Genomic DNA, 14,261 nt, shown 5'->3' on the forward strand with positions numbered 1-14,261 from the left:
TCTGCGGTCGGGGGGCTTGCCGGTCGGAGTGTCAGACGACCTGGTGGAGCCAGCGGACGGGAGCGCCCTCACCGGCGTAGCGGAAGGGCTCCAACTCGTCGTCCCACGGCTTGCCGAGCAGCCGGGAGATCTCCGCCTCCAGGTCGGTCTCGCCCTTGCGCGCACGGGCCATGGCGGCGCGCAGCCGGTCCTCGGGGATCAGGATGTCGCCGTGGATGCCGGTGACGGCATGGAAGATGCCGAGATCGGGGGTGCTGCTGTAGCGCTCGCCCTCGGCCGTGGCACAGGGCTCGGCGGTCACCTCGAAGCGCAGCAGGTGCCAGCCGCGCAGGGCCGAGGCCAGGCGTGACGCGGTACCGGGCTCCCCCTGCCAGGAGAACTCGGCACGCCAGTTGCCGGGTGCGGCGGGCTGGCGGATCCAGTCAAGGTTGACGCGCACACCGAGCACGCCCGCGACGGCCCACTCGACGTGCGGGCACAGCGCGCGCGGCGCGGAGTGGACGTACAGAACTCCACGTGTCGTCACCGGGACCTCCAGGCTGTGGACGAGGGTCGCCTTCCCCAGCGGCCTCGTGCCTCTTGCCCGAGATTCCTGTCCGGCACCGTCATTCTGCACCAACTGCCACTACTGCACCACTACCCGGCGTGACTTTCGGTAAACGCTATCCGATCACTAAATCCATCAAACCGGACAGACTGTCACCCCATGTGATCAGATGCCCAGTGAGTTCTACTCACCGTCAACAGCGCCTCCAGCAGCGGCCACTGCCGAAGGAAACGTTATCGCGGGGCAGGACGTCACGGGTGGCGGACCATCGGACGCGGCCTGAATCCGCCTCCCGGGGGTTGGGTCGGACTGGTGTACGACCGTCGTACACATGGGGCAGGTGCAAGCGCGTCGCACCTGAGGGGCGGCGGCTGTTCCAGGGTGGCTGCAATGCCGCGGCTGTGCCACGGTGATGCCATGACGGGTCGCCCGCACACGCATGGGCATGCTCACCGGCACGAGCCGGGCCGTCGGCTGGGTCATCGGCTGGGTCGTCGGCTGGGCCATCTGCTGGGCCATCTGCTGGGCCATCGCTGGGGGCATGCGCTCAGACCACACAGCCATGACCCCGCCGCCAGGGTGGACGCCGCGCTCGAAGGGTCGGCGGAGGGACTGCGCACCCTTGCCTTCTCGCTCGGCGTGCTGGGGCTCACCACCGCCGTGCAGGCCGTGATCGCGGCGCTCTCCGGCTCGGTGGCGCTGCTCGGCGACACCGTGCACAACGCCGCCGACGCGCTCACCGCGCTGCCCCTGGGTGTGGCGTTCCTGCTGGGCCGGCGGGCGGCCACCCGCCGCTACACCTATGGCTACGGCCGGGCCGAGGACCTCGCGGGCGTGGTGGTGGTGCTCGCCATCGCGGCCTCCTCGGCGGTCGCCGGGTACGAGGCATTCCGGCGGCTGGTCGAACCCCAGGACGTCACCCATCTGGCGGCGGTGGCGGCCGCCGCCCTGGCGGGCTTCGCCGGGAATGAGCTGGTCGCCCGGCGGCGGATCACCACCGGTCGACGGATCGGCTCGGCCGCGCTGGTCGCCGACGGGCTGCACGCCCGCACCGACGGCTTCACCTCGCTGGCGGTACTGCTGGGCGCGGGCGGCGCGGCGCTGGGGTGGCGGGCGGCGGACCCGGTGGTGGGCCTGCTGATCACCGGGGCGATCGTGCTGGTGCTGCGTGACGCGGCACGCGAGGTCTGGCGGCGGCTGATGGACGCGGTGGACCCGGCGGCGGTGACGGCGGCCGAGGAGGCCCTGGGCGCGGTGCCGGGGGTGCGCGGTGTCGGCGCCGTACGGATGCGCTGGCTGGGGCACACACTGCACGCCGAGGCGGCGATCGTGGTGGACCCGCAGCTCACGGTGGTCGAGGCGCACCGGCTGGCGGTCGAGGCGGAGCATGCGCTGATGCACACCGTCCGCCGGCTGGTCTCGGCCACCGTCCATGTCGACCATCCGCCGGTGGGCGGCGCGGAGCCCGACCCGCACGCGGCCCTGGCGCACCACCTGGTCTGACCCCGGCCCACCCTCCGCGCCCGCCCTGCCATCGTCGCGCAGAACGGACGTGAGGCGGATCGCGGGAGCGGGCCTCCGGGCCTCCGGGCCTCCGGGCAGGCGGGCTACGGGGTCAGGCGGACGACCATCTTGCCGGTGTTGGCGCCGCGCAGCATGCCCAGGAAGGCGTCCACCGCGTTCTCGATGCCGTCCACCACCGTCTCGTCGTAGCGGATCCGGCCCTCGCGCAGCCAGCCCCCCACCTCGGCGGTGAACTGCGGCTGGAGCGCCGCGTGGTCGCGTACCAGCATGCCCTGGAGCCGCAGCCGCCTGCCGATGGCGAGCGCCAGATTGCGCGGCCCTGCGGGGGCCTCGGTGTCGTTGTACTGGGCGATGGCGCCGCAGAGCGTGACGCGGCCGTGCACCCTGAGAGCGCCGATGGCGGCCTCCAGGTGCTCCCCGCCGACGTTGTCGAAGTAGACGTCGATGCCCTCGGGGGCGGCCTTGGCGAGCTGCTCGGCGACCGGCCCGTCCTTGTAGTTGAAGGCGGCGTCGAAGCCGTACTCGTCCACCAGCCTGGCCACCTTCTCGGGCGAACCGGCGCTGCCGACGACCCGGGAGGCGCCCCTGAGCCTGGCGATCTGGCCGACCAGGCTGCCGACCGCACCGGCCGCGCCGGAGACGAAGACCGCCTCGCCCTCCTTGAAGGAGCCCACCTCCAGCAGTCCGGCGTAGGCGGTCAGGCCCGGCATGCCGAGCACCCCGAGGAAGGCGGAGAGCGGCGCCGCCTCGGGGTCCACCGTGACCGCGTGGTCGGCGTCGACCACGGCGTACTCGCGCCAGCCGAGCCCGTGCAGCACGGTGTCCCCGGTCATGAACCCGGCCGCCTCCGAGGCCACCACCCGGCCGACCGCTCCGCCGTCCATGGGCTCCCCCAGCCGGAAGGGCGGGACATAGGACGGGACGTCGTTCATCCGGCCGCGCATATACGGGTCGACCGAGAGGTACTCGTTGCGCACCAGGATCTGCCCCGGGCCGGGCTGCGGCACGGGTGTCTCGCGTAGGGCGAAGTCCTCGGGGGTCGGCCAGCCCCGGGGGCGGGCCACCAGGTGCCATGCGCGGCCGGTGGTCCGGAGTGCCTGCTCTGCCATGTCGCGACATCCCTTCGAAAAGATCAAGGTACTGCCGGATGCCGGACGGCGCCCGGGCCTGAGGCCTGGGCGCCGCTCCGCCGGTACTGCGCGACCGCCCGCTCACCGCGTGACGTACACCCGCTCCACAAAGCTGGCGATCTCCGTGTCGGAGAGGTGCTTCGCCACATCGGCCTCGCTGATGATGCCGATCAGGCGCTTGTTCTCGTCGATCACCGGGAGCCGACGGATCCGGTGGGTACCCATCTCCTCCAGCACCTGCCGCACATCGGCGTCGGCGGGCACCCAGCGCGGGGTGCCCTCGCACAGCTCTCCCACGGTGACCCGGGCCGGGTCCTTGCCGTGCGCGATGGCCTTCACCACGATGTCCCGGTCGGTGATGATGCCGCACATCCGGTCGTTGGCATCCGCCACCGGCAGCGCGCCCACCTCCAGGTCGCGCATCATCTGCGCGGCCCGGTCCAGCGTCTCGGTCACCGGGATGTACCTAGCGCCGGTGTGCATGATCTCTCGGGCAGTGGTCATCGAGTCCTCCTTGCGAAGGCCGACCGGCGGCAGGCCCCGGAGGAAGGCCGATCGCACCTCCGGCCGGCGGGTTCGCGGGACACCCTTCCATCCTCTGCACCCGGCCGCCGACCGGCCAGCCCTATCGTCCGAATGGGTGAATCCATCAGCTCCGGTACGGCTCCGGCTCGCCCTCGCGCCCGCCCTCGCGCCCGGGCTCCGGCTCGTCCTCCGGCCGCTTCCCCTCGGCCGGGACCAGGTCGCGCACCAGCAGCGTCGCACCGGCCACCGCACCGGGCATCACCAAGACCGCGACCAGCGGGAGCAGGAAGAGCAGCACCAGCGGTACCCCGAAGCCCAGTGCCAGCAGCTTCCGGCCGCGCAGCAGCGCCAGCCGCTCGCGCACCGGCACCCCACGGCGCTGCATCGCCACCGCCGTCAGCTCCACCGCGAGGAAGAAGCCGGAGACACAGCACGCCAGGACCGGCACCACGGTCTGCCCGAGCAGCGGGACGAACCCCAGCAGAAAGAGCAGCAGCCCCAGGCCCGCCGCGCGCACCAGCACATGGAGGCTGTCCCGGGCCGAGTTCCACAGCTCGCGCCAGAGCGGCAGCTCGGGCCCCTGCGGGGCGCCGCCCTCGGACTGCTCGACCTTCTCCGACAGCGCCTCGTAGAACGGCTCCCCCACCAGCAGCGTCACCGCCGTGAAGGTCACCACGGCCAGCAGCAGCCCGCCGCCGAGGAGCAGCGCCGTGAAGAGGCCCCGCAGCAGCGACCGCCAGGGCGAGCCCCAGCCGTCCGCGAACGGCGTCGCCCAGGTCGCCAGATCGTCCGCGCGGAACCCGAGCACCAGCAGCACGGCCGTGTACAGCACCAGCGTGATCAGCGCCGGCAGCAGCCCGAACCCCCACCATCGGCCGTGCCGCGCCACCCAGCGCTGGCCCCTGCCCAGATATCCCAGCCCCGCCGCGAGATCACGCATGATCCAAGCCTAGAGCCGGGGCAAGGAGCCACCGGATGTCCACGTTCGGGTGAATTCCCGGTGTTGCGGGCGATGCTGCCGCTCCGCTGCTCTACTGTTGCGCCTGGCACGGCGTGACGGTCCGTGAAGTGGGGCGGGTGGGACTCGAACCCACGACCCAGGGATTATGAGTCCCCTGCTCTAACCGGCTGAGCTACCGCCCCGTGCCGGCAGGACACCCCCCAGCACGGCCGACCCTCGTCGGGCCGCCTGCCGCAGCATAGCTGCTCAGCCGCTCGTCCCGCGCGCCGGGGTCCGGCCGCCCGGCCACCGCACGACAGAGGCCCCCCGGATCACCGGAGGGCCTTCGATACCGCGCTCCCGCCATTGGACTCGAACCAATAACCTGCCGGTTAACAGCCGGCTGCTCTGCCAATTGAGCTAGGCGGGACCGTGCACTCACGCGCACGCGGAGCAGGACGTCGACCGCCCTGCTCTGCTCCCGCCATTGGACTCGAACCAATAACCTGCCGGTTAACAGCCGGCTGCTCTGCCAATTGAGCTAGGCGGGATTGCTTCCGGAGCGCCACCGTCCCGGTCCTCCCGGTCGTGGGCGCTCGTTGCGGGACATACATTAGCGCACCCAGGGGGGTGGTCCGCCAATCCTTCTCCGGACCGGCGCCCCCGTGACCCGCCCGGCGCGTCCGGCGCGCGACCGGCGCACCGGCCCGCGATGCTGGTGGGACGGCTGCCGCAGTGCGCCGGCGGGCGGCGGTTCGCGGATGCACACGGCGGGTAGGGGCGTGCCGACGAGCACGGGCACCAACGGAGAGCGGACCGGAGGAGCGCGGACCGGAGGAGCGCGGGCAGCCGCGCGCAAGAGTGCGGAAGAGTGGAGCCGAGGATGCGCAAACTGACGTTCGTCGCGGGGCTCGCCGCCGGCTATGTGCTGGGCGCCCGGGCCGGCCGCGAGCGGTATGAGCAGCTGGCCAAGTCCGCGCGCGGCGTCGCCCAGAGCCCCCGGGTGCAGGACGCCGCCCGGCAGGCCAAGGAGACGGCCGGCGCGGTGGCGGGCAAGGCGGCGGGCAGGGTCGGCGACCGGCTGCCGCCGTCGGTCGCCGACCGGGTCCCCTACCTGCGCCGGAAGACGACCGAGGAGGACGGCTGGGGCACCGGCAGGCACTGACGCCGGGCCCGCCCCGACCGATGCAGCCGCCGGGCGGCCGAGGCGGCCCTCCGCGGAGCCGGGCCCCGCGCCCGGCTCCATACCGGAAGGGACACGCTTGCGGAGTCCGGCGGTACGCGGGCGCGCGCGGTGGTGCATGATCTCGACATGGCCATTGTCGCCGGTATCGACTGCTCGACCCAGTACACGAAGATCGTCGCCTGCGACGCCGACACCGGCGGCGTACTGCGCGACAACCGCGCCCCGCACCCGGTGCCCGCCGGATCGGAGGAGACCTCCCGGACCTCCGAGATCGACCCCCAGCTGTGGCTGCACTCGCTCGGCGCCGCAGCCACCGGGGGCATCCTGGAGGGCGTCCGCGCCATCGGCGTCTCCGCCCAGCAGCACGGCATGGTCGGCCTGGACGCCGGGGGCGTGCTGGTCCGACCCGCGCTGCTCTGGAACGACCCCCGGGCCTCCGGCGCCGCCGCCACGCTGATCGACGCCCTCGGCGGACCCGGCGCCTGGGCGCAGGCCATCGGAGCCGTGCCGGACGCCTCCTACACGGTCGCCAAGCTGCGCTGGCTCGCCGAGTTCGAACCCGGCTCGGCGGCACGGCTGGCCGAGGTGCTGCTGCCGCACGACTGGCTGGTGTGGCAGCTGCTGGGCCACCCCCGACGCCGTACCACGGACCGGGGTGACGCCTCCGGCACCGGCTACTGGTCGCCGGTCACCGGCCAGTACCGGACCGACCTGGTGAAGCTGGCGCTCGGCCACGAGGTACGGCTGCCCGAGGTGCTGGGCCCTGCGGAACCCGCCGGGGAGACCCCGGAGGGGCTGCTGATCTCGGCCGGGACCGGTGACAACATGGCCGCCGCACTGGGGCTGGGCGCCGGGCCCGGTGACGCGGTGGTCTCGCTGGGCACCACCGGCACCGTCTTCGCCGTCCATGACGAGCCGCTGGTCGACCCGGGCGGCACCATCTCCTCGTTCGCCGACGCCACCGGCCGCCATCTGCCGCTGGTCGGCACCCTCAACGCCGTCCAGGTGCTGCGCTGCACGGCGGCACTGCTCGGCGTCGACCTGGAGGGGCTCAGCGAACTCGCCCTCCAGTCCTCCCCCGGCTCCTACGGGCTGGTGCTGCTGCCCTACCTGGAGGGCGAGCGCACCCCGTATCTGCCGCACGCCGCCGGGACGCTCAGCGGGCTGCGCGCGGAGTCGATGCGGCGCGAGCATGTGGCGCGGGCGGCGGTGGAGGGCATGCTCTGCGGGATCGCGGACGCGCTGGATGTGCTGCGTGGGCGCGGGGTCGCGGTACGCCGGGTCTTCCTGGTCGGATCGGCCGGCCGGCTCGCCGCCGTGCAGCACATCGCCCCGCTGGTGCTGGGTGTGCCCGTGGTGATCCCGCCGCCGGGCGACTACGCGGCGCGCGGCGGGGCGCGGCAGGCCGCCTGGGCGCTGGCCGGTACCGCCGAGCCGCCGCAGTGGGAGCTGCCCGACGCGGTGACCGTGGAGCCCGGCGAGGATGTCGCCTTCGGACAGGCGGTGCGCCAGCAGTACGCCTCGGTGCGCGAGCAGATGCACCCGGAGGAGCGCTACTGACCCGGCCGCGTTCCCCGGGCTGCGTTCAGTCGAGGTAGCCGCGGAGCTGGTCGGCGAAGGCGTGGTCGCGCAGCTTGTTGAGGGTCTTGGACTCGATCTGCCGGATGCGCTCCCGGGTGACGCCGAAGAGGCGGCCGATCTCCTCCAGGGTGCGCGGCCGTCCGTCGGCCAGGCCGTAGCGCAGCTGCACCACCTTGCGCTCGCGCTCGCCGAGGGTGGAGAGCACGGCTTCCAGGTGCTCGCGGAGCAGGATGAACGCGGCGGACTCGACCGGCGAGGCGGCGTCGGCGTCCTCGATGAGGTCGCCGAGGGCCACGTCGTCCTCCTCGCCGACCGGCGCATGCAGCGAGACCGGTTCCCGGGCGAGCCGCAGCACCTCGGTGACCCGCTCCTCGGGGAGGTCCAGGGCGGCGGCGACGTCGGCGGGGCTGGGCTCCTGGCCCCGCTCCTGGAGCAGCCTGCGCTGCACCCGTACCACCCGGTTGATCAGCTCCACCACATGCACCGGGACCCGGATGGTGCGGGCCTGGTCGGCGAGGGCGCGGCTCATGGCCTGGCGGATCCACCAGGTGGCGTAGGTGGAGAACTTGTAGCCACGGGCGTAGTCGAACTTCTCCACGGCGCGGATCAGCCCCAGGTTGCCCTCCTGGACCAGGTCCAGCATGGTCAGGCCGCGGCCGACGTACCGCTTGGCCACCGAGACGACCAGCCGCAGATTGGCCTCGATCAGGCGGCGCTTGGCCATCCGGCCGAGCACCACCAGGCGGTCGAGGTCGTCGGCGAGCCGGTCGTCGACTCCTCCGGCCAGGTGCTCGCCCAGGTAGTGCTCGGCGAAGAGGCCGGCCTCGACCTGGCGGGCCAGCTCCACCTCCTCGGCTGCGGTGAGCAGCGGGATGCGGCCGATCTCGCGCAGATACTGGCGGAACAGGTCGGCGGAGGGGCCGGCCGCCTCGTCCAGGGCCGGGGCGCGCTCCTCGGGCTCCTCGGGCTCGTCGGCTGCTTGGGCGTCCTCGGGCTCCTCGGGATCCGCGACGGCCTCGGGCTCCCCGACGGCCTCGGGCTCCGCGATGGCCTCGGGTTCCTCGGCGGGGAGGTCGGCCAGGTCGGCGTCGCTGGGGTCGGCGGCGTCCTCGGGCGCCTCCGGCTCGTCCTGCTCCCCGGCCGCGTCGCCGGGGGCCTCGGGGCGGCCCTCCGGGAGGCCGGGGTCGTCGGGGCCACCGGGCGGCCCGTCGTGGTGGCGGGCGCGGTCGGCGGCCGGGCCGGTGTGCGGGGCGGGGCGGGCCGTGAGGGCGAGGTCCACATCGTTCCCTTCCTGCGCGGAGGGCCCGGGGGGTGCTGAGGGTCCGGGCGCCTGCTGGACGGGGTGCTGCTGGACGGGGTGCTGCGCGGGGTGCTGCTGCTCGGGGTGCTGTGGGGCTTGCTGCTGCTGGGGTGTCGGCGCATGCGACACCGGGGCGGCGGGCGGCGTGCCGCCCTCCACTCGGGAATCCGTGGGCGGGGTGCCGACTGCCGCGGCCGTCCCGCGCTGCGATGACTGGGGCACCGCTTCCAGTGTGGGGTACGCCGCACGTCACGGCCGATACTCGTGCGGTGGTTTTTTGCCCGGTACGGGCCGTCGGCGGTTACAAGGCCGCCGCGCCCCTCGTCCGCAGGCTGTTGCGGTACTGCTCCAGCGCCCACAGCTCGCCCTGGACGGCGGCCAGCTCCTCCGGGGAGGCGCGGTTGCCCAGCCGCTGGAGGTGGGCGCGGACCTCGGCCACCCGGGAGTCCACCGCCTGGAGGCGCAGCTTCACCAGGAACTCGCCAGCGTAGACGGCATCGGGGGCGCGGCGGGTGCGGATGGGTTCCACGGTCAGCTCGGTGATCAGGCCCCGTACGCCGTCGTCCGGCGCGGCCTCGCGGACCCGGGCGGTGAAGTCGGGCAGCTGCGCCCCGTACGCGGCGCCCCCGGCCTTGGCGACGGCGCGGCGGACGGCGGTGTAGGGGGCGGTGGGGAACTCGTCCTCGCCGAAGTTGTCGAAGGCCGGGGTGACCAGGGCCGGGTACTGGAGGGCGAGCTTGAGCAGCTCCCGCTCGACGAACTGCGCCGGGTCGCGCGGGTTGAGGCGCGGCGCGGCCGGACGCGCGGGCGCCGGAGCCGGGGCGGGTGCCTCCGTACGGCGCCCGGCGGGGGCGCCCGCGCCCCTGGTCTGCTCGCGTTCCCGCTGCCAGCGGCCGATCTGGGCGACCCGGCGGACCACGAACTGCTCGTCCAGGATGCCGAGCATGCCGCCCAGCTGCACCGCGTACTGGTGCTGGATGGAGCGGTCCTTGATCCGGGCGACGATCGGCGCCGCCTCCTCCAGCGCGGCGGCGCGTCCCTCGGCGGTCTCCACCCGGTGCCGGGCGACCGTGCTGCGGATGGCGAACTCGAAGAGCGGCACCGGGTTGTCCACCAGGTTGCGGACCGCCGCGTCCCCCTCCGCGAGCCGCAGTTCGCAGGGGTCCATGCCGCCGGGGGAGACCGCGATGGAGGTCCGCGCGGCGAACTTCTGGTCGTCCTCGAAGGCCCGCAGCGCGGCCTTCTGCCCGGCCGCGTCGCCGTCGAAGGTGAAGACGGTCTCGCCCCGGTAGGCGGAGGTGTCCATCAGCAGCCGACGGATGATCTTGATGTGGTCCTCGCCGAACGCCGTACCGCAGGTGGCCACGGCCGTGGTCACCCCGGCCAGATGGCAGGCCATGACGTCCGTGTAACCCTCCACCACCACCGCCCGGCCCGACTTGGCGATCTCCTTCTTCGCCAGGTCGATGCCGTAGAGCACATGCGACTTCTTGTAGATCGCGGTCTCGGGGGTGTTGAGGTACTTGGGCCCGTTGTCGTCCTCGCGCAGCCGGCGGGCGCCGAAACCCACCACCTCGCCGGTGATGTCGCGGATCGGCCAGACCAGGCGGCCCCGAAAGCGGTCGATCAGGCCGCCCCGCTGCCCCTGCGAGGCCAGGCCGCCGCCCAGGATCTCCCGGTCGGCGAACCCCCGGCCGCGCAGGAACCGCACCAGGTGCTCCCAGCCCACCGGGGCGTAGCCCACCCCGAAGTGCTTGGCCGCCGCCGCGTCGAAGCCGCGCTCGCCCAGGAAGCGGCGGCCGATCTCCGCCTCGGGGCTCTCCAGCTGCTCGGCGAACCAGGCGGCGGCCACCTTGTGCGCCTCCACCAGCCGGGTCCGCTCCCCCTTCTGCCGACCGGGGGTGTAGCCGCCCTCCTCGTAGCGCAGGGTGATCCCGGCCTGGGCCGCGAGCCGCTCCACGGCCTCGGTGAAGGAGAGGTGCTCCACCTTCATCACAAAGTCGAGGGTGTCCCCCCCGGCCTGGCAGCCGAAGCAGTGGTACACGCCCTTGCTGGGGTTGACGTAGAACGACGCCGACTTCTCGTCGTGGAACGGGCAGACACCCTTGAGCTGCGCGCCGCCGCCGCTGACCAGCTGGACGTAGTCGGAGACGACCGCGTCGATGGGCAGCGCGCTGCGCACCGTCTGTACGTCCTCGTCCCTGATCCGGCCTGCCACCCAGGCAGTCTACGGCGGCGGCCCCACGCCCCCGACCGGCGTCGCCCCCGATCGGCGCTCAGCCCGGCAGCGCGTCCAGCGGCACCCCCGGGTCGGCCAGCCGCTCCGGGTCCACCGGCCGCCGGGAGCGGACCAGCCGCTGGATCGGGTCGGTGACGTCCCACACATTGACGTTCATCCCGGCCAGCACCCGGTTCTCGCCGTCCAGCCAGAAGGCGATGAACTCGCGCTTGCCCGCGTCCCCCCGGATCACCACCTGGGCGTACTCCCCCGGCGCGGCGTAGCCCGAGTACTCCATGCCCAGGTCGTACTGGTCGCTGAAGAAGTACGGCAGCCGGTCGTAGACCACCTCCCGGCCCAGCATCGCCCGGGCGGCGGCCGGGCCGCCGTTGAGGGCGTTGGCCCAGTGCTCGACCCGCAGCCGCCGACCGAAGACCGGGTGGTACGCGGAGGCCAGGTCGCCCGCCGCGAAGACATCCGGGTCGGCGGTGCGCAGCGAGGCGTCCACGGCGACCCCGCCGCCCTCCTCCCGGGGTGCGATCTCCAGTCCGGCCGCCTCGGCGAGGGCGGTGTCCGGGGCGGCGCCGATGCCGATCAGCATGGCGTGTGCGGGCAGTTCCTCGCCGGTGTCGGTGAGGGCGGCCAGCACCATCCCGTCCTGGCCGACCACCTCGGTGATCGAGGCGCCCAGCTGGAAGGAGACACCGCGGTCCCGGTGCAGGTCGGCGAAGAAGCCGCCCAGCTCGGGGCCGAGCACCCCGTACAGCGGGGTGGGCTGCGGCTCGACCACGGTCACCTCGGCTCCATAGCCGCGCGCCGCCGCCGCGACCTCCAGGCCGATCCAGCCCGCGCCGACGATCAGCAGCTGCCCGTTCTCCCGGCCCAGGTTCCGCAGCACCGCCCGCAGCCGCTCGGCGTGCGGCAGCCGCCGCAGGTAGTGGACCCCGGCCAGGTCGGCGCCGGGTACCCGGAGGGGGCGCGGCGAGGAGCCGGTGGCCAGCAGCAGCTTCTGGTAGCGGATGGCCGTGCCGTCCCCCAGCCGGACCTCCTTGGCCTCCCGGTCCAGGGCGGTCACCGGCTGGCCCAGGTGCAGTTCCACCTCGTGGGCGGTGTACCAGGAGGGGTCGTGGACCCGGAGGGCGTCGCGCTCCTCGGCGCCGGTGAGGAACTTCTTGGAGAGCCCCGGCCGCTCGTACGGCTTCTCCCGCTCGTCGCCGAGCAGTATCACCCGCCCGGTGAAGCCCTCCGAGCGCAGGGTCTCCGCCGCCTTGGCACCGGCCAGGCCGGCGCCCACGATGACATGGGTCTCGTTGGTGTCCACCACGTCCGCTCTCTCCTGTTCCGCGGCGGGCGGATGCCGCCACGCACCGTGAGTGCCAGGTTACTGCGCCGCCGGGGCTGGGGCCGGGGCCCAACGGGCCGTTCGATGCGGTCGAGCGTCCCCCATGCGGTCGCGTACGTGAAGAGTGCTGCGTGACCGATCTCGGCTCAGCGCTCCCGTACCAGCGTGCGGTGCAGCGCCAGCGCGGAGGCGTCGGTCAGCGAGGCGATCTGGTCGACCACCGCGCGCAGCCGCGCCCGGTCGTCCGCCGCCTCCTCGAAGAGGGCCCTGAAGAGCGGGTCCAGCCCGTGCGGTGCGTCCCGGACCAGCACCTCGGCCAGCTCCGCGATCACCACCCGCTGCCGGGAGCGCAGCTCGGCCTGCTCGGCGCGCTGCATCACATAGCGGACCGCGACCGCCTTGAGCACGGCGCACTCCAGCCGGGTGGCGTACGGCACCACCAGCTCGGCCCGGTAGCGGGTCAGCCGCCCCGGGCCGTAGCGCTCCCGGGTGGCCCGCTCGGCGGCCAGGCAGAAGCGGCCGATCAGCTGGCTGGTGGCGTCCTTGAGCCGCGACCGGTCGCGGGCCGATCCGTCGTAGGTGTGCGGCCACCACTCCTGCGCCTGAAGCCGGTCCAGCGCCTCGCCGAGCTCCTCGGGCTCCGCGCCCGGCGCATGACGGGCCGCCACCCGGAACAGCTCCGCCCGCTCGTCCCGGTCGCCCAGCGCGGCCGGGTCGACATGGCCGGCGTGCAGGCCGTCCTCCACGTCGTGCACCGAGTAGGCGACATCGTCGGACCAGTCCATCACCGTCGCCTCGAAGCACCGCCGCCCGGGCGGCGCGGCGGCCCGCACCCAGCGGAAGACCGCCAGGTCCTCCGCGTAGACGCCGTACTTCCGCGACCCCGGCTCGGTCGGGTGCTCGCCGCGCACCCAGGGGTACTTGGTGGCGGCGTCCAGCGCGGCCCGGGTGAGGTTCAGCCCCACGCTGCGGCCCGGCCAGGGCGCCAGCCGGGCCGGGGCCTCCTCGGCCGGGGCGAACCGCTTGGGTTCCAGCAGGGTCAGGATCCGCAGCGACTGCGCATTGCCCTCGAAGCCCCCGCACCCCTCGGCAGCCTGGTCAAGCGCCGACTCCCCGGTGTGCCCGAACGGCGGATGCCCCAGGTCGTGTGCCAGGCAGGCCGTCTCCACCAGGTCCGGATCGCATCCGAGCGCCGCCCCCAGTTCCCGCCCCACCTGGGCGCACTCCAGCGAATGGGTCAGCCGGGTCCGGGGGAAGTCGCTGAGCATCGGCGCCACCACCTGCGTCGTCCCGGCGAGCCGCCGCAGCGCGGCGGAGTGCAGCACCCGCGCCCGGTCGCGCTGAAACGCCGTCCGCCCGGGCCTCTTGTCCGGCTCGGGCACCCACCGCGCCTCGGCGGCGGGATCGTACGCGGGCTCGACCGCAAGGGCCTGATCGGTGTCATCCATATACCGGCAACCGTACGCCCGGCCCCCGACACCCCGGCCCAGCGCCGCGCGGACCGCCGCCGCCCGGCGCGAGATTCGGCGGCGGGCCAGGCTCCTCCATGAGCGGGCGCCGCCACGGCCGGGAGACCATCGCCTGCGCCATGGACGAGCCGGACGCGGACGCCTCCGGGGTGCTGCGGCCCGGCGGACGCCGGGTGGACGCGGTCTTCCGGCGTTCTGCCCGTTCTGCGTGGAGCTCGGCTCGTACATCGCGGCATAGCTGACGGGCCATCATACGGCGGGGTGCTCTCGGCCGCCGCCGCACTGGACCGGGTCGCGGACCATCCGGCGGTACGCCAGGTGGCGGGCTTCGAGGAGTACCGGACCGGGCCGGGTCTGCCGGTGAAGGCCGGGCAGGTGGCGGCCCGCTTCATCCTGCACGGGCCCGACCACCCGTCCGTCCTGCGGACGGCGGAGCAGATCCTGCGGGGACTGGAGCAGGATCTGGGCATCGGGCTGCTGATCGGCGAGAAGGACTGAC

12 protein-coding genes and 3 tRNA genes are annotated in these 14,261 nt (G+C 73.8%); 4 read left to right on the forward strand and 11 right to left on the reverse strand.

The features are described 5' to 3' along the window. Positions 1–31: 31 nt before the first annotated feature. Complete coding sequence (locus C7M71_RS08380) at positions 32–526, reverse strand: DUF3145 domain-containing protein (RefSeq protein ID WP_111489972.1); 495 nt, start codon at positions 524–526, stop codon at positions 32–34. A 438-nt stretch (positions 527–964) separates the two neighbouring features. Here C7M71_RS08380 and C7M71_RS08385 point away from each other — a divergent pair, with 438 nt between their 5' ends. Next, complete coding sequence (locus tag C7M71_RS08385; RefSeq protein ID WP_111489971.1) at positions 965–2,050, forward strand: cation diffusion facilitator family transporter; 1,086 nt, start codon at positions 965–967, stop codon at positions 2,048–2,050. Between the two features lie 104 nt (positions 2,051–2,154). On the opposite strand, the gene C7M71_RS08390 is transcribed toward C7M71_RS08385, so the two are convergent. The 6 genes from C7M71_RS08390 to C7M71_RS08415 form a co-directional block, all read right to left on the reverse strand. Next, the gene (locus C7M71_RS08390) at positions 2,155–3,180 is read right to left on the reverse strand and encodes an NADP-dependent oxidoreductase (RefSeq protein ID WP_111489970.1); all 1,026 of its coding nucleotides are present in this window, start codon (positions 3,178–3,180) and stop codon (positions 2,155–2,157) included. Between the two features lie 102 nt (positions 3,181–3,282). Then, a complete protein-coding gene (locus C7M71_RS08395; RefSeq protein ID WP_111489978.1) occupies positions 3,283–3,705 on the reverse strand; it encodes a CBS domain-containing protein in 423 nt (140 codons plus the stop codon). A 145-nt stretch (positions 3,706–3,850) separates the two neighbouring features. Then, complete coding sequence (locus C7M71_RS08400; RefSeq protein ID WP_111489969.1) at positions 3,851–4,666, reverse strand: EI24 domain-containing protein; 816 nt, start codon at positions 4,664–4,666, stop codon at positions 3,851–3,853. Positions 4,667–4,795: 129 nt separating this feature from the next. Continuing rightward, positions 4,796–4,869 (reverse strand) — tRNA-Ile (locus tag C7M71_RS08405). 154 nt (positions 4,870–5,023) lie between these two features. After that, positions 5,024–5,096, reverse strand: a tRNA-Asn gene (locus tag C7M71_RS08410). Positions 5,097–5,144: 48 nt separating this feature from the next. Continuing rightward, positions 5,145–5,217 (reverse strand) — tRNA-Asn (locus tag C7M71_RS08415). 332 nt (positions 5,218–5,549) lie between these two features. Here C7M71_RS08415 and C7M71_RS08420 point away from each other — a divergent pair. Next, positions 5,550–5,831 (forward strand): hypothetical protein, encoded by a 282-nt coding sequence (locus C7M71_RS08420; protein WP_111489968.1) that lies wholly within the window; start codon positions 5,550–5,552, stop codon positions 5,829–5,831. Positions 5,832–5,978: 147 nt separating this feature from the next. Continuing rightward, positions 5,979–7,412 (forward strand): FGGY family carbohydrate kinase, encoded by a 1,434-nt coding sequence (locus tag C7M71_RS08425; protein WP_111489977.1) that lies wholly within the window; start codon positions 5,979–5,981, stop codon positions 7,410–7,412. 25 nt (positions 7,413–7,437) lie between these two features. On the opposite strand, the gene C7M71_RS08430 is transcribed toward C7M71_RS08425, so the two are convergent. From C7M71_RS08430 to C7M71_RS08445, 4 genes are all read right to left on the reverse strand, one after another. Further along, the gene (locus tag C7M71_RS08430; protein ID WP_229758617.1) at positions 7,438–8,712 is read right to left on the reverse strand and encodes an RNA polymerase sigma factor; all 1,275 of its coding nucleotides are present in this window, start codon (positions 8,710–8,712) and stop codon (positions 7,438–7,440) included. Positions 8,713–9,034: 322 nt separating this feature from the next. Continuing rightward, positions 9,035–10,951 (reverse strand): DNA primase, encoded by a 1,917-nt coding sequence (gene dnaG, locus C7M71_RS08435; protein WP_111489967.1) that lies wholly within the window; start codon positions 10,949–10,951, stop codon positions 9,035–9,037. Between the two features lie 58 nt (positions 10,952–11,009). Next, a complete protein-coding gene (locus tag C7M71_RS08440) occupies positions 11,010–12,275 on the reverse strand; it encodes an NAD(P)/FAD-dependent oxidoreductase (protein ID WP_111489966.1) in 1,266 nt (421 codons plus the stop codon). Between the two features lie 164 nt (positions 12,276–12,439). Then, positions 12,440–13,741, reverse strand: coding sequence for a deoxyguanosinetriphosphate triphosphohydrolase (locus C7M71_RS08445; protein ID WP_111489965.1), 1,302 nt, complete (start codon positions 13,739–13,741; stop codon positions 12,440–12,442). A gap of 282 nt (positions 13,742–14,023) precedes the next feature. Here C7M71_RS08445 and C7M71_RS08450 point away from each other — a divergent pair, with 282 nt between their 5' ends. Further along, a complete protein-coding gene (locus C7M71_RS08450) occupies positions 14,024–14,260 on the forward strand; it encodes a hypothetical protein (RefSeq protein WP_111489964.1) in 237 nt (78 codons plus the stop codon). The last annotated feature ends 1 nt before the right edge of the window (position 14,261 follow it).

The organism is Peterkaempfera bronchialis (genome assembly GCF_003258605.2).
GTDB classification, from domain to species: domain Bacteria; phylum Actinomycetota; class Actinomycetes; order Streptomycetales; family Streptomycetaceae; genus Peterkaempfera; species Peterkaempfera bronchialis.